Below are 21,624 nucleotides of genomic sequence, written 5' to 3' on the forward strand. Positions count from 1 at the left end.
GTTTATCCTAAAATATTCTCGATATCCCTCTTTATTTTCACTTAAAGATATCCAAATACAGCTTTTATAAATTTTTCCATAATAAAAAGCACATTTATTTTGATGTGCTCTTCACATATAATTTAGTAAAATATGAATCATTTTTTGAAACAAAAACTCCCACTCATCTCTCCCCATACTATCGTTATGACTTAGTTGCCATAATAATTGAACGAGGATAAAATCCCAGCTTTTCATAAAATGATACAGCTTCATTTCCATACACTACTGTTAATTCAATTTCATCTATCTTTTTCACTTTAAACCATTCCACTGCACTATTCATTAATTTCAAACCAAATCCGTTTCTTCGGTATTTTTCATCAACAAATAAAACTTCAATCTTTCCGCTTACGCTTTTACTATACGCTATACAAAATCCTAATATATTATCTGTTTCTGACTCAATCAATAATTCAATTCTATATTCTCCGTACTTTGAGTTCTTTTTATAATTTTCAATACGTTCCTCAAATGTCATTCTTGGGTAATCGCCAGAAAAATATTTTGATTTATTATTATGATATTCATGCAATTTATTTAAGGATTCTCTTATTATCTCTATTTCATCGAGAGTGATATATTTATTACTAATTCTCATCCTATAGCATCTCCAATAATATATATTTCAGCAAAAAAATAAGACTGTTTTTTGTTCACAAAATATTACTCTATTATTCCATCGCTTCCCTCACAACATCTTGAATCATAACAACTTCCGTTTTCATATCAACAGATGGTGCTTCTTCATCAATACATTCATGCCAAAATTCCAAGTGCTTTTTATCAATTTCATAATGAGAATTTTCGACAAGAGCCCCGCCTTCTCCTTGCACAGAATACCAATATAAGTATTCTTCTCCATCTCTTATTTCCCGGAAAATTGTCTCAACATACATCTTTTCGTCGTTTAATGTCAAAAGGACTTCTTTCATATTGTCATTAAGAAGCTGCATCCATTCATCTACACGATGACTTTTACCTTGTTTCACTTTGAATCTCGTTAATTCCACATTCATTTTTATTCCCCCGTTTTCTTACGTACAAACAATCTATATTCTATCGGATTATGAAAACTTAATTTACTAGCTAATTTTCGCGAAGGAATATTGTCTACATAACAATCCCAGCTCGGTATAATATCATTTTGCATGCAATGTTCAATGAACCGTGTCGCAACAGCTTGAGCTAATCCTTTCCCTTGATATGCTTTATGCGTAGCAATATCGATTTCAGCAAAACTATTCCCTCTAAATATTGAGACGCATTCAGCTATAATCATCCCACCTTGTTCTATACAAAATCCGAAACCACCGTTCAAAAATAGTTCTTTTGATCCCCAATATTCTTTATAATACTTCTCTGTAAATTCACTGCTTCGTTCTATATCACTTTTATCAATACGCTTCACTGCATATGTATTTTTATTTGCATCTTGTGTTCGCTCTTCAAAGATTTCTCTTTGGAATTTCATTCGTGGCATATTCCGAAGTACATTACTAAAACGCCCTTCAATCATCATTTCCCACTCTTCACTTGAAGCGAATAGTGTAAATCTCTTCTCTGTTTTTTCAATAGCCATTTTTAAATACATCAATAAATCTTCATTATAATTTTGATCATCCGTATGACCAAATAAATAATAGATACCGTTAACTGTACGAATTAATCCTGCTGTTAACTTCTCGTTGGCAAAAATCTCACCATCTATCATTTGGTCACATACCGCATAAGCAAATGTCGTCGTTCTTGTATTACTTTCCAAAATCGGAATGATTTTTCTATACTCGGCTACAGATAATTTTTTCATAACTGCTCCACTTTAATCGTATCAGCTTCTATATTTTCGAAACAAAGATTTACTGTTCTCTTTAATGCTCTCGTTCTATGAATCGTACACGCTGGAATTAAAATAGAATCATTCGGCTTTAAAACTGCTGTTTCTCCATCTTCAAAATCGATAAGCAATTCTCCCTCTAGCACAATAAATAATTCATCCGAATTAGAATGATAATGCCAATCATATTCGCCAGTAAATACAGCGATTCGTAAGCAATGACTATTTACATTTGAAACGACGAAGTTTTTATGTTGGTCTTGAATGTCCTTTGTTAATTCTATTAAGTTCACAGTCTCCATATTCCGTCTCACCCTTTCATTAGTCGTTCTTCTGAAAAACTAACTTAGTCTCCACCACCTCCGCAATCTCCTCCGCCATCACTTGAGCTGCTACAATCATTGCTACTGTAGTCACCGAATCCACTTGATGAGCTTGCATAATAAGACGAATTTCTTTTCTTTTTTTGTACTTTTTTTCCACCATTCTTATTAGTTGATAGTAATGTTCCAAAAACTAAAACATGTACCGAAATAGCTACCATAAGAAAAATAATAAGTACAAATACATGTAAAGATAAATTTGAAATTTGTAACTTAATTAAGTTAATGAAAATAATACTCATTACAATAAAATACATAACATTCGCCGCATCTATTAAACCACTTTCAAATTTCGACCTAGGTCTCTTTTTCGTAACTACTAACTCATGTTTACTCCTTATTACTCCTCTTTGTTTTTTACGCTTCCCCCGCTTACTTTTTCTTCCCAATTCAATCCCCCTTCCCTTAAATTTATATAATTCTAAATTATCACAATTACCACTTGTTAACAGTAATAAAAAACAATTTTTCACCTTATAAAAAAGACCCTCCTCATAAAGGAAGGTCTCGAATGTATTTCTATTATGATAAAGCAGGAGCTTTTTCAAGAAGCTCTTTCGCATCAGCGTATTGTAAGCCGTGCGCTTCTGCAACTGCTTCGAATGTTACATAGCCATCTAATGTGTTAATACCTTTTAGTAATGCAGTGTTGCCTAAGCAAGCATCTTTGTAACCTTTGTTCGCAATTTGTACTGCATATGGTACTGTTACGTTTGTTAATGCAAGAGTTGACGTACGTGGAACTGCACCTGGCATATTAGCAACTGCATAATGAACAACGCCATGTTTTTCGTAAGTTGGGTTATCATGAGTTGTAATACGATCAGTTGTTTCGAAAATACCACCTTGGTCAATCGCGATATCTACAACGACAGAACCTGGTTCCATTGATTGAATCATTTCTTCAGTTACAAGTTTTGGCGCTTTTGCACCTGGAATTAATACTGCACCAATAACAAGGTCAGATTCTTTAACAGCTTCTGCAATGTTATATGGATTAGACATTAATGTTTTTACTTGGTTACCGAAAATATCATCTAATTGACGAAGACGTTCTGCACTTAAGTCAATGATTGTTACATCTGCACCTAAACCTACTGCAATCTTAGCTGCGTTTGTACCAGCTTGACCACCGCCGATGATTGTTACTTTGCCGCGTTTTACCCCTGGAACGCCTGCAAGTAAAATACCTTTACCACCTTTGTTTTTCTCAAGGAATTGTGCACCGATTTGTGCAGACATACGACCAGCTACTTCACTCATAGGTGCAAGTAATGGTAAAGAACGATTGTCTAATTGTACTGTTTCATATGCGATTGATGCAACTTTGTTATCGATTAGTGCTTTCGTTAATTCTGGTTCTGGAGCTAAGTGTAAGTATGTGAATAAAATTAAACCTTCACGGAAATAGCCGTATTCACTTGCTATTGGCTCTTTTACCTTCATAACCATATCTTGATTCCATGCTTCTTCAGCAGTTTCTACAAGTTTCGCACCAGCTTGTACGTATTCTTCATCCGTAAAGCCAGATCCTAAACCTGCTCCTTTTTGAACAAAAACTTCATGACCATTTTGTACTAAATGTACTGCTCCCGCTGGCGTCATTGCCACACGGTTTTCATTGTTTTTAATTTCTGTTGGAATACCGATACGCATGATTAGTTCCCCCTTGAGTTATGAAATGACCCCTGAATCATTTTTTTAAAGCGCTTTCTACGCTCTTATATTTTAACATAATATCTCAATATTTGACAAAAAAATAACACGAGTTTTCCGATAGATTTAATTTTATATTAAAGGACAGTATTATCCGCACCTCTCAGCACAATGGATAAACTGTCCAATTATTCGAAACTTCATCTTATTTTATTCTATCGATGTCTATGAATAACATCCACTGCACCAGTCACTTCAATAATTGTACCGGTAATCATATCGGAATCGTCCTCACATAAAAACGAAATGGTTCTTGCAATATCTTCACCTGTTCCAGATCTACCAATCGGTGTGTTATGCTCTTTCAGCTGACGTGCTTCTTGAATAGTTGCCTCTTTCATCTCGCCTATAATATCACCAGGACATACCATGTTCGCAGTAATACCATACTCCGCTTCTTCATAAGCAACTGTTTTCGTTAATGAAACAAGTCCTACTTTCGCTGCGGCAAAAGCTGAACGATAAATCCATCCCGGTGCACTATCCGCCCCTTGAAATCCGTAATTAATAATACGGCCAAAGTTCTGTTTTCTCATGACCGGAACGACAAGTTTTAATAAATGAAATACCGCTGTTAAATTTCCCTGAATCATTTCATTCCATTCATCTTCTTCATAATCAACTAACTTTTTTCGTTCAAATACATATGGACCAGCATTATTAATTAAAAAGTCAATTTTGCCAAAACGGCTCATCGCTTTTTCTACTATTTTATGTAAATCTTCCTTTTTCGTGACATCCGCTTGCACGAATTGTAGACGCTCTTCCACATCTTTATATGTTTCTTTCATCGTTTCCATAGCCGTGATATCGCTATGGTACGTTACTGTTACTGAATAGCCTTTAGCCAATAATTTTTCTGTTACTTGCTTTCCTAAACCTTTCGTACCGGCTGTAATGAGCGCATGTCTCACAAAACTGCCCCCTTTTAAATTGCTATACTTCATATGTAACAAGTTCTCGCTCCAATTACAACTAAAATGAATTGAAACAGAGTTTTCAAAATTCTGTAACGTTTCTGGCAAGCACGTTACCAAAATTTGTTTTATAATTAAGTTGTAAACAGTTATAAAACAGATTGGGAGGAATTTACTATGAATAATACATATACAAATATTTTAATCGCGGTGGATGGTTCTAAAGAAGCAGAAAAAGCCTTTAAAAAAGCAATTCAAGTCGCAAAGCGCAACAATGCAACATTAACAATTGCTCATATCGTTGATGTAAAAGCATACTCAGCAGTAGAAGCTTATAGCCGTGCAATTGCGGAACGTGCAAATCTATTTGCAGAAGACTTATTAGAAGACTACAAAAAAACTGCGCTTGAAGCTGGTCTTGAAAAAATTGAAACTGTATTAGAATTCGGTAATCCTAAATCAAAAATTTCAAAAGAAATCGCTCCAAACCATAAAGTAGATTTAATTATGTGTGGTGCGACTGGTTTAAATGCTGTTGAGCGTTTCCTAATTGGTAGCGTCTCTGAACATATTATTCGCTATGCGAAATGCGATGTCCTTGTTGTTCGTGGTGATGAGGAACAAGGTGAGCTTTAATTTATAGATAAAACACCAAGTCCACATAGGCTTGGTGTTTTTCATTTTATAAACTTCACTATAAACACAAGACATGCTACGACAACAACGGTAATTGCCAACACATAAGGCGGAAGAAACTTCAAAGACCATAACGCCATCATGATTGTCGCGATCGTTAAGTACGTTTGCTTTGCATCTGCTGTCATTTTTTTACGAAGTAAGAAGACGTACAAATAGCCAATTGGCGGCGTAATGAAGCAAAGAACATATATGATTTTTGATTTTAAATACCATTTTTGTTCTCCAAGTTTCTTTATATCCCCTTCTATTCTCTTATGCTCTTGTTCTCTCGCTTCTTCTACAAGCGGGTCTTCCTCTTCTCCTCGCTTTTCTTTCATATAAGGAAGAAAGTGCATAAAAAAATAGTATGCGAATACGAACGCTCCAAATCCAATATTTAATCTTTCTAATGGAATATGTTCACTAAAAAAAGCAGCAGTAAGCACTAAAGACAAACAGTACGTCATCATCCAAAATGAACGTTTTCTCTTTTTTTGTTCCATTTCTTTTTTATCTTGTACATATTTTCTTTTCGAAAACCATATTGAAATACAGCAGTCTACTACAAATAGAATAAAGATAAATATCCCGACGTGTACTGTTTCTACATCCTCAAATGAAAACATATTTGAGAATGCAACGTGTAATACAATTAGCGTGTACAAAATTAACCCTATAAAATAAATACGTCTCATTTTTCATCCCTTTCTTATTTCCTAACATTACGTTAACATACATTTTTTAGAAATAGACGGACAAAATATATATGTGTAAAAAAGGAGGATGCAACATGGATGATTCTGAACGTATTATTTTAGATGTGAATGGGAAAGAACTCGAAATGCTAGATACGATTCGTACTCATTTTAAAGAGAAACATGGCGTTGAACTAAGTAACGGTGCATTACTTAGAGATTTGATGGATATTGAGTATATTCGAATTACGGAAGATCGACATAAGTATGATTAAAAGAAAAACGACTGCAGGCGAATGCCATCAGTCGTTTTCTTTCTTTATTTAAGCTCTTGATGCTTCCCGCCCATACCACCTTGCTCATTGCTATCTTGGTGTACAGTTAGTTTATTTGTTTTCGTATCTTTTAAAACTCTATATGTATATGATTCATTTGGTTCATCTTTAAACTGCACATTCATTCCATACGAATCCATTTTGCTATAAAAGGCCGGTTTTATATATAAAATATCACTTTCTTTATATCCTTTATCTTGCAAATGCCACATCGTTGCGATAATCGCTTCTTCTCGCTTTTCTTTTTCACCAACATACATATATTTGTCCAAAAGAAACACTTTAGCATTTGCAATTAAACTAATTACCAGTACAATGATAAACACTATTTTTTTCATAGACTTCCCCTAAATTGTTATTTTTTACTATATTGTAACTTAAATATTATTAAAAAACAAAGTACGCCAGACTTTACTAGACTGGCGTACTTCCCAACTCAATTCTTAATAAATTCTTTCGTTAACCCCTTCGCCTTCTCCAAAGCGTTTTTGATTTGTTCAAACCCTGTCCCACCAGCACTATTACGACGCTTTACAGCCGCATATGGTGAAAGAACTTCATACAAATCTTCTTCAAATAAAGAGCTCATTTCTTGATATGTTTCAAGCGGGACATCTAATAAATAAATTCCTTTTTGTGTGCAATGTAGCACTAACTTCCCAACAATTTCATGAGCTTGACGGAATGGTAGTCCTTTGTTTGCTAAATAGTCGGCAATTTCTGTTGCGTTGGAGAAATCTTGCGTCACAGCTTGCCCCATTTTTTCTTTGTTTACAGTCATCGTTTCAAGCATGCCCCCCATAATATGAAGGCATCCTTCTACTGTTTTTACTGTATCAAACATTCCTTCTTTATCTTCTTGCAAGTCTTTATTGTAAGCGAGCGGTAATCCTTTCATTACTGTAAGTAAACTGAATAAATTACCGTATACTCTGCCTGTTTTACCACGGATTAGTTCCGCCATATCCGGGTTTTTCTTTTGCGGCATAATGCTGCTTCCAGTTGCGTATTGATCGCTCATTTCAATAAATTGAAACTCTTGGCTACTCCATAAAATAAGTTCTTCACAAAAGCGCGATAAGTGCATCATAAGCATAGATGAGTTACTTAGGAACTCCAGTATGAAATCACGATCGCTTACTGCATCTAAACTATTTTCATATATTCCATTAAATCCAAGAAGCTCCGCACTATATTCTCGGTCAATCGGGAATGTCGTCCCAGCTAGCGCTCCTGCTCCTAATGGGGAGATATTAATACGCTTTAACGAATCTTCATAACGATTTACATCACGCTCTAACATCCAAAAGTAAGCGAGAATATGATGAGCAAATGAAATCGGCTGGGCACGTTGCAAATGCGTATAGCCAGGCATAATCGTTTCAATATTATTTTCTGCTTGATGAACAAGAACAGTTTGCAATTGCTTTGTAGCTTTTATAATATGTTCTACCTTTTCTTTTAAATACAAATGCATATCCGTTGCCACTTGATCGTTACGGCTTCGGCCTGTATGAAGTTTCCCTCCTACTTCGCCAATTTGTTCAATTAACATCTTTTCGATATTTAAATGAATATCTTCTGCTTCTACTGAAAATTGTAGCTTATTCTCTTTTGCTTCTTTCAATAAATATTGAAGACCTACCTTTATTTTCTCTGCTTCTTCTTTCGTCACGATGCTCTGCTTTGCTAGCATCGTGACGTGTGCAATACTCCCGTTTATATCTTGATTTACTAATTGTTGATCGAAGGAGATGGATGCTCCAAATTCTTCAACCCATGCTTCCGCTTCTTCTGTAAAACGTCCGCCCCAAAGTTTGCTCACGCTTCCACCTTCTTTTGATTCACTTGGCTGTATACTTTCGTCGGTAAACCAAATAATGAAATGAATCCAACTGCTGCATCATGATTAAATTCGTCCTGGGCAGTATATGTTGCTAATTTTTCATCGTATAAAGAGTACTCAGATTTACGTCCTTCTACAATCGCATGACCTTTAAATAATTTCACACGCACTGTACCTGTTACATTCTTTTGCGTTTCTTGTAAAAATGCATGAAGCGCTTGTTTTAAAGGCGAGAACCATAAACCGTTATAAATAAGTTCTGTTATTTTCTGTTCAATCACTGGTTTAAAATGTGCTACTTCTTTTACGTGTGTTAAATCTTCCAACTCTTTATGCGCAGTGATTAACGTCATTGCTGCTGGGCATTCGTATACTTCACGAGATTTAATACCGACAAGACGATTTTCTACGTGATCAATACGTCCAACGCCGTGTTTTCCAGCGAGCGCATTTAACGTTTTAATTAATTCTGCAAGTGAATATGCAGTGCCATTTAAAGTAGTCGGTACGCCTGCTTCAAATCCGATTTCTACAAACTCTGGTTTATTCGGTGTATCTTCTAACGCCAATGTCATCTCATATGCATCTTCTGGCGGCGCTGCCCATGGATCTTCTAAAATTCCACATTCGTTGCTGCGTCCCCATAAGTTTTGATCGATTGAAAACGGGCTATCTAAATTAATCGGAATTGGTACATCGTTTTCTTTTGCATATGCAATTTCTTCTTCACGTGACCATTTCCATTCACGTACAGGCGCAATCACTTCTAAGTAAGGATTTAATGCTTGGATAGAAACTTCAAAACGAACTTGGTCATTTCCTTTTCCTGTACATCCGTGTGCAACTGCAGTTGCACCTTCTTGTTCTGCGATTTCTACTAATTTCTTTGCAATAAGCGGACGAGATAATGCAGAGACAAGAGGGTATTTCCCTTCGTATAAAGTGTGTGCTTGCATCGCCATCAATGCATATTCATTCGCGAATTCTTCTTGAACATCAATCATATATGATTTAATTGCACCTACTGAAAGTGCCTTTTCTTTTACAAACCCTAAGTCTTTACCTTCCCCTAAATCTAAACAAAGCGCGATAATATCATAATTTTTCTCTTGTAACCATTTAATTGCAACGGAAGTATCAAGACCTCCAGAATATGCTAATACAACTTTTTTCTTCTCCATTTTGCATCCCCCTAAAGAATAAATATTCATTTTCTTTTATAATAATTCACACTTTACCACCTTTCACATAATGTATCAAGAGTCATTTTCAAATTTTTTCAAACAATTTCGTCGAACTTCTTTCTGTTTTTCTGTACAATATAAGCAGGAAAACGGGGGTGAACTTATGGAAAAGTATTTCTTATACGATGAACATCTAGGAATTGAAATTCCGCATTTACAAGAAGACTGGGAAGAAATCCCCGAAAAAATGCAACATGCTATTTTACTAAAATGGGAACAAGTTCGCGGGAAAATTCCTGATCGTATAAAAGAACTTGAGCACTATATTAATACAAAACAACATTATTTAAATAACGAAGAAGACTTCGAAGTTTCTTGTAAACTAAATTCAGAAATTGCCGATCTTGCTTCCATCATTAATGACCTTTGGCTTTGGTATCGACTCACTCAAAATGTATCTGAGGGGAAAGCACACCAATGAAAAAAGCATGCCCCTCAATTACTTTGGGTCATGCTTTTTTTGTCGTAACATGATTTACAATATATCTCTTGTGCTGTTTTTGCCAAACACACATCAAAAGGGCCAACTAATATACTTCTTTCTTTCGGCAACTTTACAAAAGCAACAAGCTCTTCTTCATATTGAATTTTTTTCTGACATGAAATACATATTAATTCTTTTCTTTTGAACATTCCTTTTAGCATACCTTCACTCTCCCCTTCATCTATCTATATTAATATACTCTCATAATAGTTAAGACTTGTAAAAAAATGACACATTCCGAATCGAATGATTCATATACTATGTACAAAAGGAGGTCTACAGCTTATGCGTGCTTTCGTTATTATCGCTTTAACTTTTTTAAGTGTGATTAGTTGGGATGCGTTTTTTAAAGATAAAAGTGATGAAAAGAATACAACGGAATAAAACCCTTTTTTTCTTACTTATTGGACAAACCGTTACAAACTGTCCAATCCTCCGAAATAACTTAGGCTTTTCTACAAAAATATTTAAACATAACATTTTTTGTAGATTCCCTCCGTTTATTGTCGGTTTCCATCCGCATACATTTTTTAAAAGTATGATATAATAGTATAAATCTTGAAGGAAGGGATTTTGATATCATGATCGCTCGAAGGAGCATGTGGCATCGTATTGACGAATCATACACGTAGCGTATTTTTCAGCTCAGATACTTTAGTCTAGCGAAAAAAATACGAGAGTGGGGAAATTATGATTGCCCGAAGGATAATTTGGCAAAAAAAAGACTCTTCTTACACATAGCGTTTTGTTTAGGACTTAATTGTTACTAACTAAACAAAACAAAGAAGAGCAGGATTGCTAAATGACGAATCCTACTCCACGTTTTGTTTAGTCGTTTTAAGACTTAAACTAAAACGAAGGTAGGGAGAATTGATGGACGAGAGGATTATTCGTTATTTCTTCAGCGACATATAGCGTAGTTAGTTTTTTCGTAAACTAACTGAAAGCTACATGTGAGCTCGTAGTTAGTTTACAACACAAAAAGGACTACTAACTACGGAAAGAAGGAATAACGATGAGGAACATCCAAAGTCGGCAAATTATTAAAGAAATTTTTATGGTTTTAATCGGTTCATTTATTTTAGCAGCAGCGCTATATCACATTCACTTCCAAAACCACTTAACAGAAGGTGGCTTTGTAGGAATTGCACTATTCATTCAAAACTTTTATGATATTTCACCATCTATTTCAACTGTATTAATGGATATCCCAATTATTTTACTGTGCGCTTCATTTTTAGGTAGAAAAATGGTTGGTTATTCATTCCTAGGTTCAATTTCATTCGGAGTATTTTATTCCTTTATGGAAAATTATTCTCCATTTACGGTAGATTTATCAAATAACTTATTTATAGCTGCAGTAGTTGGCGGTGCGTTAGCTGGTATTGGACTCGGTTTTATATTGCGATTTGGCGGTGCAACCGGTGGAGACGATATTTTAACAATTGTATTAAGTAAACGAACTCGTTTTACAATTGGGCAAATTTTCTTCGTCTTTGACGCGATTGTTCTTGCGCTTTCATTATATTATTTAAATTGGACAGAAATTGCTTTTACTATTCTTTCGATTGCCGTACAGGCAAAAACATTGGATTTAATTTATTATCCAAAAACAGAAAAAACAGCAGAAAAACAACCAGTATCTGTTCCAATGTCCAAAAAACATGCAACAAATTAAAAAAAGCGAAAGGCTTCGGCCTCTCGCTTTTTTTATGCTCTTTTTTCTTTCTCGACTATATGGCGCACTTGATAAAATCTATTTGCAAATTCAGTAACGTTTCTTGTTAAACGATAATTCACTGTAGATCCAATTGCCATTCCAATTACCGGTATACCTTGGAATAATTTACGACGAAGAGCATAAATCGAAAATGTCTTCAAAATTTGTTTTAACACAACCTCAGTAGAAGCTGTTTGTAGCACTGCTTCGTCTCCTTCGTAAAAGAACGAATCTTCCTGCTCCAGCTCTTGCAATAAATTGTACCATGCATATTGCTGAAGTCTTCCTGGTAGTAATGACGCATGAAACACCTTTAACGCAAGCATCATTTCATACGGCTTGTTCACATCATGTCCAAATGATGTTGCAATAAGTTGGACTGCCTTCACATTTAACGCGATCATAACCGGAAAATCCGCCGTTAATAATAATAAACCTCCAGCACCTGTTGCCCCGCCTTGTACAAATGAATATAGACGATGACGTGCTGTTTGCTGCTCTGCTATGTATGTTAATTGATCAATAGATAATGCTTTCAAATCTTCAAGCTGTTCAATCGATTCATCAAATAATCTTGATGTTCCTAAAATCCGATTACGTGCATCTAACTGTGCTTGTGAACTTTGAATAAATGCATGCAAATGAAAGAGCCATCCATCTGCTTTCGTGAAGAATTCTTTTCGCTTTTTCTCAGGTAATTTCGCAACTGTAGTATGTAACCATTTATCAAACACTTTTTGAAAATCGGTCGCTTCTTGCTCAACTAATTGCGCTTCCCATTCTTTTATATTGTCTAAAATGGCTTGTTCTCGCTTCGATCGCATCGTAACAACCACCTCGTTCGATTTTTTTCTATTGTAACATATTTCTGCTTATTCTTTGCAAATATGCTTGTCTATCTTTATTCACATACCATTTTTGAATGGCATAAAATATTAACAAAAAGGATGAGATAAATCACATGAATCTATCCGATATAAAAAAAGAATATAATGCGGTATTCAGCTTAGGACAAAACTGCTGGCCTGCTTGGGCATTATATCAATTAGAATTATCACCATTTTTTGGCGTTATTGATTTTATGCTAAGCCCCTCATTAGAAAAAGTGAATGTATTATTACAAAATCGATTTGACCGCTTTTTAAATTTCGAAAATTTATCCTTCATCTCATTTTGGGATGATGATGCAAAATTAAGATTAAGGGACAACCTTTATGAAATTGACTCCTGTCATGACTTTAAAACAGATGTAAACACACCAACTTCTTGGCCTTCTTATACAGAAATTAAGTTAAACTATGAACATCGTATTAATCGTTTTCTAGCTACAATTGAAACGGCAGAATCCATATTATTTATTCGAACTGGAGGAACATATGAAGAAGCATGTTCCCTAGAACAAATTTTATCTCAAATCGTTACACATACATTCTCTGTCTTGTTACTAATTCCTGCCGATATACCAACTATCACCCAAGAAGATTGGGGATTACAACGTGTTTGCGTTATGAAATGTCCTATTATGGATGTATACCAATACAATGAAGCATTTTGGAAAAACTTATTTGATGGAATTATGATTAGACCATATTCTTAAATACATGACACCTTTACTACAAAACACATTATAATCTTCCTTATACAAAAAAATAAGGAGTGATTGTATATGTATCCACGTGCAAAGGCTTTTGGCATTGCTATACATCACGGGCGTCTTCTCGTACAAGAATATCATTCAGCCGATGAAACATTTTACCGACCTCTTGGTGGTTCAATTGAACTTGGTGAACAATCAGCACATACCGTTATTCGTGAATTTAGGGAAGAGCTTCATACAGAAGTGGAAATCACCAATTATTTAGGTTGTTTAGAAAATGTCTTTCATCTAGATGGAGACATTGGTCATGAAATCATTCAACTATATTCTTTGCGTTTATTAGACACGTCACTATATGAAATGAAAATATTAAATATACAAGATGAGGAAACAGTAGCGTATGCGAAATGGATTCCTATTACGGCATTCATTCAGAAAGAAAAAATATTATATCCGGATGGAGTTTTAAAATACATCCAAAAGAAAAAAGACGAAATCCTATAGGATCTCGTCTTTCTTTTCATATATTAACCAATATCTCCAAGACGTAGTACATCACGAGCAATCATAACTTCTTCGTCAGTTGGAATTACGATAATTTTTACTGGAGAGTGTGGGAAGCTGATGAATGCTTCTTCACCGAATACGTTATTACGTTTTGCATCAAAGTATACGCCCATGTACTCAAGGCCTTCTAATACGCGCTCACGAATAATCGCACTGTTTTCACCTACACCAGCTGTGAAGATGATTGCGTCTACACCTTTCATACGAGCAGTGTAAGAACCGATGTATTTGTGGATACGGCTTACGAATACATCAAGTGCTACTTTCGCACGGTGGTCGCCTTCTTCTTCTTTCGCAATGATGTCACGTAGGTCACTAGAGTAACCAGTAAGACCTAACATACCACTCTTCTTGTTTAATACGTTAACTACTTCTTCTACTGTTTGGCCTGTTTTTTCCATGATGTATGGAATTAACGCAGGGTCAAGGTTACCAGAACGTGTACCCATTGTTACACCAGCAAGTGGAGTGAAGCCCATAGAAGTATCGATAGATTTACCGCCTTCTACTGCTGCGATACTTGCACCGTTACCTAAGTGACAAGAAAGTAAGCTTAAGCTTTCAATTGGACGACCTAATAATTCAGCCGCACGCTCAGTTACATATTTATGAGAAGTTCCGTGGAAACCGTATTTACGGATGCCGAATTTTTCATAGTACTCATATGGTAGGCTGTATAGGAATGCAGATTCCGGCATTGTTTGGTGGAATGCTGTATCGAATACTGCTACTGCTGGTACGTTTGGTAATACTTCTTGGAATGCTTTAATACCAACAACGTTTGCTGGGTTATGAAGTGGTGCTAAATCGCTTAATTCTTCGATATCAGCTAATACTTCATCAGTAATTAAAACAGAGTCAGCAAATTTTTCGCCGCCGTGAACAACACGGTGACCGATACCGCCAATCTCATCTAGAGATTTAACGATTCCGTTTTCAGTTAATTTTTTTAGAAGCATATTAACTGCTACTGCGTGATCTGGAATGTTTGTAATTTCTTTTTGTTTTTCGCCATCTACAGTAATAGTGAAGATACTATCTTCTAAACCGATACGTTCTACTAAACCTTTTGTTAATACTGTTTCACTTGGCATTTCAAATAATTGGAATTTTAAGGAAGAGCTTCCTGCGTTAATCGCGATGATTTTTGACATCTAGTCTTTCGCCCCTTTTTCTCTTGGTAGTTGTGTGGATGTTTCCACAAACCGCTCGATTTTATCTGATCAAATTCACTAAATATGAAAACGTTTCATCATTAGCAAATTTTATACTCACGATTTTAATTTAAACATCGTCCGACATATATTTCAAGTGAAAAAATTGTAACACCAAGAAAAAATATATATTACAGATTTCAAAAAAATTCAGTTAAATCTTGTATATATTTAAAAATATGACATATTATATAAAACTGTACTACATGAATCACTAATGCTGTTACATATACCTAGCTTTATTTATGTGTTGCAAACCAAGTATTTAATTGATCCATAATGTCTTCCATCGCCTTCATGTTAGAGAATTTAGGCAACTCCACTAATAACGCCTGTTTTGGCATTGTTACATTAGCGCCTTTCTTTTGGAGAACAAATATACTTTTTGCATTTTTCTCGTTTTTAAACATGGAAACAGGAAGCTGTAATAACCCTTGAATAAAGCATGTTTCTTTAATAAATGCATGTAATTTTGGTGCCTGGTCACTTTCAAAAATGAAGTTTGGTACTAAGAAGAATAAGTACCCGCCCTCTTTCGTATGTTTCACACTTTGTTCAATAAATAAGTGATGGGCATATGACATTCCTTCATCTGCTTTTAATTTATATTCACTTGCACCGATTTCGTTTGGATAATAACCAACTGGCAAGTCTGAAACGACTGCATCAACTGGATCGATATAAAGTGGTGCTAGTCCATCTTGATGGAAGAATTCGATTGCATGCTTTTGTAAATTTGCATTTACTAAAGCAAGTTTAATTAGCACTTCATCCACTTCTACACCAAATCCACTCATTGTTAGTCCTTCTTTGGCGCTATTAAACACTGTAGTCATTAAGTTACCTGTTCCAATTGCAGGATCTAAAACTGTAATTTCATTTTGCCCTTGCATAAATTTATGGAATAAATAACTCATAAACATACCAACTGCATCAGGTGTCATTTCATGATTCGCTTGTACGCCTTCTTTCATTCCTTTTAAGATGGCTAACTGAAATGCTTTACGAATTTCTTCACCTTTATATGTTTCTTCATTAAACGTACTATATTCACGATTCAGCCTTTCAATTGCTGATTCGGATAATTCTTCTTGTAAAATCGCTCCCTCAAACAAGTTATCACCTGTCTCTACAAGCGCCTCTAAATATGTTACATCTAATTCTTTACGTAAAACTACCGCAGAAGAATCAAAAATAGAAAATAATGTTTCTACTGTCTGACTCACGTACATTCCTCCTTCTCTCTTTTACACATAACTTATATCATACCACAAAGTGTTTTTTTCCAAAAAGAAAAAGCGACCTCCTGTAAAGAGCTCCCTTTTAAGTTATATATGATATAACGTTTTTTCTCATATATCGATGCCGTTACAGAGCAATATATGAGAAAAAATGACCTCTTTATAAGAGGTCATTTCCTTCACATTACTTCGCAGATTTAGCTGCTTCTAATGCTGCTTCATAGTTTGGATGGCTTGTACCTTCGCTTACGTACTCTGCGTAAACTACTTTGTCGTTGCTATCTACTACGAATACTGCACGAGCAAGTAAACGAAGCTCTTTCATTACTAAGCCGTAAGCTTCACCGAATGAAAGGTCACGGTGGTCAGAAAGTGTTACAACATTTTCTAAACCGTTTGCTGCACACCAGCGTTTTTGAGCGAATGGTAAATCAGCGCTAATTGTTAATACTTTCGCGTTTTCAATACCTGCTGCATCTTGGTTAAAACGACGTGTTTGTGCATCACAAACACCTGTGTCGATTGAAGGTACAACACTAATTAATTTCACTTCACCTTTGTATGTTTCTAAACTTACTGGAGATAAGTCGTTTGCTAATACTTGGAAGTTTGGCGCTTGATCGCCAACTTTAACTTCTGTTCCAACTAAAGTCATTGGATTACCTTTAAAAGTTACGTTTGCCACTTGAAAATCCTCCCTTATTTAAACAAAATATGTACAATGTAAATGATAGTTTGTCCCTATCGATAATGCAAATAAAATCGCTTTATTTACAAAAAAATTAAAGAAGCTAACCTATTGATTAGCTTCTTTATTCGTTAAATTTGAAATTCAGGATCATCTTCTTTTCGTTTATCCATCATTTCTTTCACTTTATCAACAGCTTGTGGAGCTAATTCAATTATTTTATCGATGACGTGTGTTTGTTTATCTAAGTGCAATACTTTCACACCATCTCCATTTATAACAAGAAAGGCAACAGGATTAATAGAAACTCCTCCACCACTTCCCCCGCCAAATGGATGGCGGCCTGAATGTTCTACTTTACCAAATTCACTTCCACCAGCAGCAAATCCAAAACTTACTTTCGAAACAGTAAGAATTACACTTCCATCTGCCGCTTTAATTGGGTCACCAACAATGGTATTTACATCAGTCATTTGTTTTAAATGCTGCATTGCGGTTGTCATTAAACCTTGAATTGGATGGTCCATTCTATATCCCCCCTATGCTTGAACAGATTTTTCTGTCATACCAGATCTTTGCTTCCTCATAAATATGAGCAATTTCACCGCTGTTTTTATAGTGCGGAATATCCGAAAAGATGCTGTTAACTCACATCTTGACGCAAATCCTTTCCCTTGAAAAACAGGAGTAATTTCAAATTCTGGTACATCGACAATATGCATATATTGTCCGACAACTCCAGCAGCCATACCTTTTGTCCCCCATGCATATCCAGTGACAATTCCAGTACTAGCTGCGTCGCCTGCTCCAATTTGTGTATGCCATTTCCAACCATTGATTTTCACTCGTTTGAGAAAATCTTTAACAATAGTATGAACTTCTTGAAGCTTTTTTATCAGTTCACCAATGCTGTCAAGTTGCGCCATAATTTTATTATCGAGTCCGCCGTCCTCTTCAGCTTTTTCGATTTTCTGTCCTGTCTTTTTCTGCTGTTTTTCAATTCTTTCCAACACATCAAATGTATATCGAATCATCCATATTTTCACTTGAAGCAAACATTGCTTTTCCATTTCTGAATATAAAAATGTCACCTTAAGCTTTATTTTCGACAATAGTATAAACAAAATAAAAAGAAGAAGAATTATTATTCCAATTACGAACCACTTCATACGTATCATCCTTTCACTCCGTACCCATTATCGACAACTTTATTCATCATTAAACAGGGTTCTATAAGATTGAATATAAAAATTTTTCTAAAAATAAAAAGGTATTTTGACAATTTATATCGAAATATATTATTTGAACATATCATCAGGGAACGGACTCTAATGATATGTAGCACGAAAAACAGAAAATTTAACTGCAGTGGAGGGATACATAATGGCAGATCGTCGCAATTTATTTTTCTTTTATGGTGATGACAAAGCAACGCTCGTTGAAAAAATGAAACCAATCTATCGTATTTTAGAAGAGAATGGATTTACCATATTAGATCATCCAAAAAATGCAAACGCTATCGTCAGTGTTGGAGATGATGCAACCTTCTTACAAGCCGTTCGTAAAACTGGTTTTAGAGAAGATTGTTTATACGCAGGGATTTCTACGAAAGATGAAATTTCTTTCTACTGCGATTTCCATATTGATCACGTTGATACAGCCCTTCAAGAAATTACAAAAAATGAAATTGAAGTGCGTAAATATCCAACAATTCAGGTAGATGTAGATGGCAGTACATCTTTCCATTGTTTAAATGAGTTCTCATTACGTTCTAGCATTATTAAAACATTCGTTGTAGATGTTCACGTTGATGATTTATATTTCGAAACTTTTAGAGGGGACGGTTTAGTAGTTTCTACCCCAACAGGAAGTACTGCTTACAATAAATCATTGCATGGTGCAGTTGTTGACCCGCTTATCCCATGTTTCCAAGTAAGCGAACTAGCATCTTTAAACAACAACACTTACCGTACGCTCGGTTCACCTTTCATTTTAAATCACGAACGTACATTAACTTTAAAACTAAGACCAGACGGTAACGATTATCCTGTTATCGGCATGGATAACGAAGCGCTTAGTATTAAACAAGTGGAAAAAGCTGTTGTACGCTTAAGCGATAAACAAATTAAAACAGTTAAATTAAAAAACAACTCTTTCTGGGAAAAAGTACAGAGAACGTTTTTATAGGATTAAAATAACCGCAGAATTATGGAATTCCATAATTCTGCGGTTATTTATTTACCCCGATTGGCGCGGACAATAATCTCTTACTATCCGGCCGTTATTCTTGTCAGTTTTTGTCGGTAAGTCGATATATTCCGATAATCGCTCATATATTTTTACGCATCTTTTCTATAGACAACTTGGCCATCTATTACGGTCATTTCTGCTTGTACTTCTTTTATTTCTTCTGCCTCAATTTCAAACATATTGCGGTCTAATATTGTAAAGTCTGCTTCATATCCTTTTGTAATTTGCCCTCGCTTCGCTTCTTTTCCAATTGCATAGGCACTTCCTGTTGTAAATAAAGAAACAGCCTCATATACCGTTAATCTTTCCTCAGGCATATAGCATACACCGTCAATAAAACTTCTACGTGTAACAGCGCTATATATACCTAGAAACGGATTTACTTGTTCAATGGGGGCATCTGAGCCACCATTACAATGTAGCCCTGCTTCCAGTAATGTCTTCCAAGCATACGCATAACGAAGACGGCGCTCTCCTAGTTTTTCAATGACTGACGGAAAATCTGATGAAAGAAAGACTGGCTGTATATCTATAATGACTTGCAAGTTTTTCATTCTTTCAATTAACTCCTCACGAGCAAGCTGACAATGAATAATGCGGTCACGTAACCCTTTTGCTGGTGGATATAATTCGAGTGCATCAATGACATATTCAAGCGATAAATCACCGATAGTATGAATCGCAACTGGCATATGTAAATCTCGTGCTTTCTTCACTAATTCTGCAAGTTCTTCACGTGAGAAAATCGCAACCCCATTCGTTTCCTTAGCATCTTCATACGGTTCACTTAATAATGCTGTTCTTCCGCCAAAAGAACCGTCAGAAAAAATTTTCATTGCCCCAAATTCAATATAATGTTCATTTTCATATTCTTTTCGTTCATGTGCTACTTCATGGTGAACGAGCAAATGGGCTTTAAATGGCATTTCTTTTATCACATGAGAAAACGCATTATGCGTTTTTCTAAAACCACCATAATAATTTAAATCTTCCGTATGCCCGCCAACAAGTCCGTATTTCCAGCAATCTTTAATCGCTGTTTGCAGAGCTCTTTGTAAATAAGCTTCATCAATTTCTGGCTGAACATGTTTAATTAATTCTTGCCCTTGTTCATATAAAAGTCCTGTTAACTTATTTGATGAATCCCTGCCAATTTTCCCGCCTTTTGGATCTTCTGTCGCTTCTGTTATATTCACTTCTTGCAGTATGTATGAATTCACCCATGTAACGTGACGACAAACTCTCTTTAATAAAATAGGATGGTCTTTCGAAATTTCATCTAAATCACGCGCGTGAACATCTTTCGTATCTGTAAAGTTATTTTCATTCCATCCTTCTCCAATAATCCAAGAGCCCTTTGGAGCTTCTTCCACTCGCTTCTGAACAAGAGCCAGTACTTCGCTATAAGATGTACAATTTGATAAATCTAGACGGAGTAATCTCTCTCCATGCCCAATAAGATGCATATGGCTATCAACGAGACCTGGGATCATTGTTTTTCCTTTTAGGTCATGTAACTTTACGTTTGAATATCTGCTTTCTAATTCTCCCTTATTACCAGCATCAACAATTATGCCGTTTTCAACGTAAACAGCGTCCACTTTTTCATTTTCTTCTCTCATTGTGTAAATGGTGCCGCCATACCAAATTTCTCCCATATATCCCATCTCCTTTATTTTTTATTGTATAAAAAAAAGCACCATTTCAAAACATGGTGCTTTTCTAAAAATTACTTTTGTTCAGTAGTAGACGTTGTAACTTGCCATTCAATATTAAATTTATCTTTTACTTGTCCGTATGCTGGGCTCCAGAATGTTTCTTGAAGTGGCATGATAACTTCTCCACCTTCTTGTAACTTATCGAATACTTCTTTTGCTTTTTCTGCATTACTAATTTGAATTGCGATTGTTACTTGAGATCCGATTGCATGTCCTTGACCTGGGAATGTATCAGAAATCATAAGATCCGTATTACCAACTTTTAAAGTAGCGTGTAAAACGCGCTCTTTCGCTTCAGCTGGAATCGGGTATTCTGGATTTTCAGGCATGTCACCAAAAGTTTGCATGACTTCTACTTTTGCATCTAAAGCCTCTTTATAAAACTGTACAGCTTCTTGCCCACTACCATCTAAAACTAAGTACGGATTAATCCCTAAAATCATACGGACACCTCT

At 35.4% G+C, this 21,624-nt stretch carries 27 protein-coding genes; 7 read left to right on the forward strand and 20 right to left on the reverse strand.

The genetic code is table 11. The features are described 5' to 3' along the window. Positions 1–184: 184 nt before the first annotated feature. The 7 genes from NST86_RS23655 to NST86_RS23685 all read right to left on the reverse strand — a co-directional run bounded on the left by NST86_RS23655 (position 185) and on the right by NST86_RS23685 (position 4,922). The gene (locus NST86_RS23655; RefSeq protein WP_001222923.1) at positions 185–640 is read right to left on the reverse strand and encodes a GNAT family N-acetyltransferase; all 456 of its coding nucleotides are present in this window, start codon (positions 638–640) and stop codon (positions 185–187) included. Positions 641–713: 73 nt separating this feature from the next. Beyond that, on the reverse strand, positions 714–1,058 hold the full coding sequence (locus tag NST86_RS23660) for a DUF6176 family protein (protein WP_001100230.1): 345 nt from the start codon (positions 1,056–1,058) through the stop codon (positions 714–716). A 2-nt stretch (positions 1,059–1,060) separates the two neighbouring features. Next, entirely contained in the window at positions 1,061–1,849 is a 789-nt protein-coding gene (locus tag NST86_RS23665; protein ID WP_061663243.1) for a GNAT family N-acetyltransferase, read from the reverse strand. Then, positions 1,846–2,178, reverse strand: coding sequence for a cupin domain-containing protein (locus NST86_RS23670; protein ID WP_000450941.1), 333 nt, complete (start codon positions 2,176–2,178; stop codon positions 1,846–1,848). The genes NST86_RS23665 and NST86_RS23670 overlap by 4 nt, the downstream gene beginning before the upstream one ends. 44 nt (positions 2,179–2,222) lie before the next feature. Further along, complete coding sequence (locus NST86_RS23675) at positions 2,223–2,648, reverse strand: hypothetical protein (protein WP_016118714.1); 426 nt, start codon at positions 2,646–2,648, stop codon at positions 2,223–2,225. 133 nt (positions 2,649–2,781) lie between these two features. Next, positions 2,782–3,915, reverse strand: coding sequence for an alanine dehydrogenase (ald, locus tag NST86_RS23680; RefSeq protein WP_227593281.1), 1,134 nt, complete (start codon positions 3,913–3,915; stop codon positions 2,782–2,784). Between the two features lie 215 nt (positions 3,916–4,130). Next, entirely contained in the window at positions 4,131–4,922 is a 792-nt protein-coding gene (locus NST86_RS23685; RefSeq protein ID WP_002005829.1) for an SDR family oxidoreductase, read from the reverse strand. Positions 4,923–5,069: 147 nt separating this feature from the next. On the opposite strand from NST86_RS23685, the gene NST86_RS23690 reads away from it, so the two are divergent. Beyond that, a complete protein-coding gene (locus NST86_RS23690; protein WP_001066673.1) occupies positions 5,070–5,528 on the forward strand; it encodes a universal stress protein in 459 nt (152 codons plus the stop codon). A 41-nt stretch (positions 5,529–5,569) separates the two neighbouring features. Here the strand turns inward: NST86_RS23690 and NST86_RS23695 are convergent, their stop codons facing one another. Next, positions 5,570–6,265, reverse strand: a complete 696-nt coding sequence (locus NST86_RS23695; protein WP_227593280.1) for a hypothetical protein — start codon at positions 6,263–6,265, stop codon at positions 5,570–5,572. Positions 6,266–6,360: 95 nt separating this feature from the next. Here NST86_RS23695 and NST86_RS23700 point away from each other — a divergent pair, with 95 nt between their 5' ends. Continuing rightward, positions 6,361–6,540, forward strand: coding sequence for a hypothetical protein (locus NST86_RS23700; protein ID WP_000342765.1), 180 nt, complete (start codon positions 6,361–6,363; stop codon positions 6,538–6,540). Positions 6,541–6,584: 44 nt separating this feature from the next. On the opposite strand, the gene NST86_RS23705 is transcribed toward NST86_RS23700, so the two are convergent. From NST86_RS23705 to NST86_RS23715, 3 genes are all read right to left on the reverse strand, one after another. After that, positions 6,585–6,938 (reverse strand): DUF3139 domain-containing protein, encoded by a 354-nt coding sequence (locus NST86_RS23705; RefSeq protein WP_000724675.1) that lies wholly within the window; start codon positions 6,936–6,938, stop codon positions 6,585–6,587. 98 nt (positions 6,939–7,036) lie between these two features. Next, a complete protein-coding gene (gene argH, locus NST86_RS23710) occupies positions 7,037–8,425 on the reverse strand; it encodes an argininosuccinate lyase (RefSeq protein ID WP_000041290.1) in 1,389 nt (462 codons plus the stop codon). Next, entirely contained in the window at positions 8,422–9,627 is a 1,206-nt protein-coding gene (locus NST86_RS23715) for an argininosuccinate synthase (protein ID WP_016118716.1), read from the reverse strand. The genes argH and NST86_RS23715 overlap by 4 nt, the downstream gene beginning before the upstream one ends. Before the next feature lie 166 nt (positions 9,628–9,793). Between NST86_RS23715 and NST86_RS23720 the strand changes: the two genes are divergently transcribed. Beyond that, positions 9,794–10,111 carry a hypothetical protein gene (locus NST86_RS23720; RefSeq protein ID WP_000417218.1) on the forward strand — a complete coding sequence of 106 codons (318 nt, stop codon included), beginning with the start codon at positions 9,794–9,796 and terminating at the stop codon, positions 10,109–10,111. Between the two features lie 14 nt (positions 10,112–10,125). On the opposite strand, the gene NST86_RS23725 is transcribed toward NST86_RS23720, so the two are convergent. After that, positions 10,126–10,335, reverse strand: a complete 210-nt coding sequence (locus NST86_RS23725) for a hypothetical protein (protein ID WP_000911986.1) — start codon at positions 10,333–10,335, stop codon at positions 10,126–10,128. An 854-nt stretch (positions 10,336–11,189) separates the two neighbouring features. Between NST86_RS23725 and NST86_RS23730 the strand changes: the two genes are divergently transcribed. After that, positions 11,190–11,852, forward strand: a complete 663-nt coding sequence (locus NST86_RS23730; protein ID WP_001244515.1) for a YitT family protein — start codon at positions 11,190–11,192, stop codon at positions 11,850–11,852. Positions 11,853–11,884: 32 nt separating this feature from the next. Here NST86_RS23730 and NST86_RS23735 read toward each other — a convergent pair whose 3' ends face one another. After that, on the reverse strand, positions 11,885–12,718 hold the full coding sequence (locus NST86_RS23735) for an EcsC family protein (protein ID WP_001256853.1): 834 nt from the start codon (positions 12,716–12,718) through the stop codon (positions 11,885–11,887). A 137-nt stretch (positions 12,719–12,855) separates the two neighbouring features. On the opposite strand from NST86_RS23735, the gene NST86_RS23740 reads away from it, so the two are divergent. Together NST86_RS23740 and NST86_RS23745 are read left to right on the forward strand one after the other, a co-directional pair. Continuing rightward, positions 12,856–13,491, forward strand: a complete 636-nt coding sequence (locus NST86_RS23740) for a DUF1796 family putative cysteine peptidase (protein ID WP_016118718.1) — start codon at positions 12,856–12,858, stop codon at positions 13,489–13,491. A gap of 69 nt (positions 13,492–13,560) precedes the next feature. Beyond that, positions 13,561–13,995, forward strand: coding sequence for an NUDIX hydrolase (locus tag NST86_RS23745; protein WP_000283468.1), 435 nt, complete (start codon positions 13,561–13,563; stop codon positions 13,993–13,995). Between the two features lie 23 nt (positions 13,996–14,018). Here the strand turns inward: NST86_RS23745 and ackA are convergent, their stop codons facing one another. The 5 genes from ackA to NST86_RS23770 all read right to left on the reverse strand — a co-directional run bounded on the left by ackA (position 14,019) and on the right by NST86_RS23770 (position 18,379). Continuing rightward, positions 14,019–15,212 carry an acetate kinase gene (ackA, locus tag NST86_RS23750; RefSeq protein WP_000034575.1) on the reverse strand — a complete coding sequence of 398 codons (1,194 nt, stop codon included), beginning with the start codon at positions 15,210–15,212 and terminating at the stop codon, positions 14,019–14,021. 299 nt (positions 15,213–15,511) lie between these two features. After that, on the reverse strand, positions 15,512–16,498 hold the full coding sequence (locus NST86_RS23755; RefSeq protein ID WP_000084367.1) for a class I SAM-dependent methyltransferase: 987 nt from the start codon (positions 16,496–16,498) through the stop codon (positions 15,512–15,514). A gap of 199 nt (positions 16,499–16,697) precedes the next feature. Then, positions 16,698–17,198 (reverse strand): thiol peroxidase, encoded by a 501-nt coding sequence (gene tpx, locus NST86_RS23760; protein ID WP_000024525.1) that lies wholly within the window; start codon positions 17,196–17,198, stop codon positions 16,698–16,700. A 134-nt stretch (positions 17,199–17,332) separates the two neighbouring features. After that, complete coding sequence (gene ytfJ / locus NST86_RS23765) at positions 17,333–17,728, reverse strand: GerW family sporulation protein (RefSeq protein WP_000350003.1); 396 nt, start codon at positions 17,726–17,728, stop codon at positions 17,333–17,335. Positions 17,729–17,740: 12 nt separating this feature from the next. Then, positions 17,741–18,379, reverse strand: coding sequence for a DUF2953 domain-containing protein (locus NST86_RS23770; protein WP_002098024.1), 639 nt, complete (start codon positions 18,377–18,379; stop codon positions 17,741–17,743). Positions 18,380–18,584: 205 nt separating this feature from the next. Between NST86_RS23770 and NST86_RS23775 the strand changes: the two genes are divergently transcribed. Next, a complete protein-coding gene (locus NST86_RS23775) occupies positions 18,585–19,388 on the forward strand; it encodes an NAD kinase (RefSeq protein WP_000785177.1) in 804 nt (267 codons plus the stop codon). Positions 19,389–19,540: 152 nt separating this feature from the next. Here the strand turns inward: NST86_RS23775 and NST86_RS23780 are convergent, their stop codons facing one another. Together NST86_RS23780 and NST86_RS23785 are read right to left on the reverse strand one after the other, a co-directional pair. Next, the gene (locus NST86_RS23780; RefSeq protein WP_016118719.1) at positions 19,541–21,109 is read right to left on the reverse strand and encodes an amidohydrolase; all 1,569 of its coding nucleotides are present in this window, start codon (positions 21,107–21,109) and stop codon (positions 19,541–19,543) included. A gap of 71 nt (positions 21,110–21,180) precedes the next feature. After that, positions 21,181–21,612 (reverse strand): VOC family protein, encoded by a 432-nt coding sequence (locus NST86_RS23785; RefSeq protein WP_000600350.1) that lies wholly within the window; start codon positions 21,610–21,612, stop codon positions 21,181–21,183. Between the last annotated feature and the right edge of the window lie 12 nt (positions 21,613–21,624).

Origin of the sequence: Bacillus sp. FSL L8-0199, assembly GCF_038005705.1 — a bacterium.
GTDB lineage: Bacteria > Bacillota > Bacilli > Bacillales > Bacillaceae_G > Bacillus_A > Bacillus_A cereus.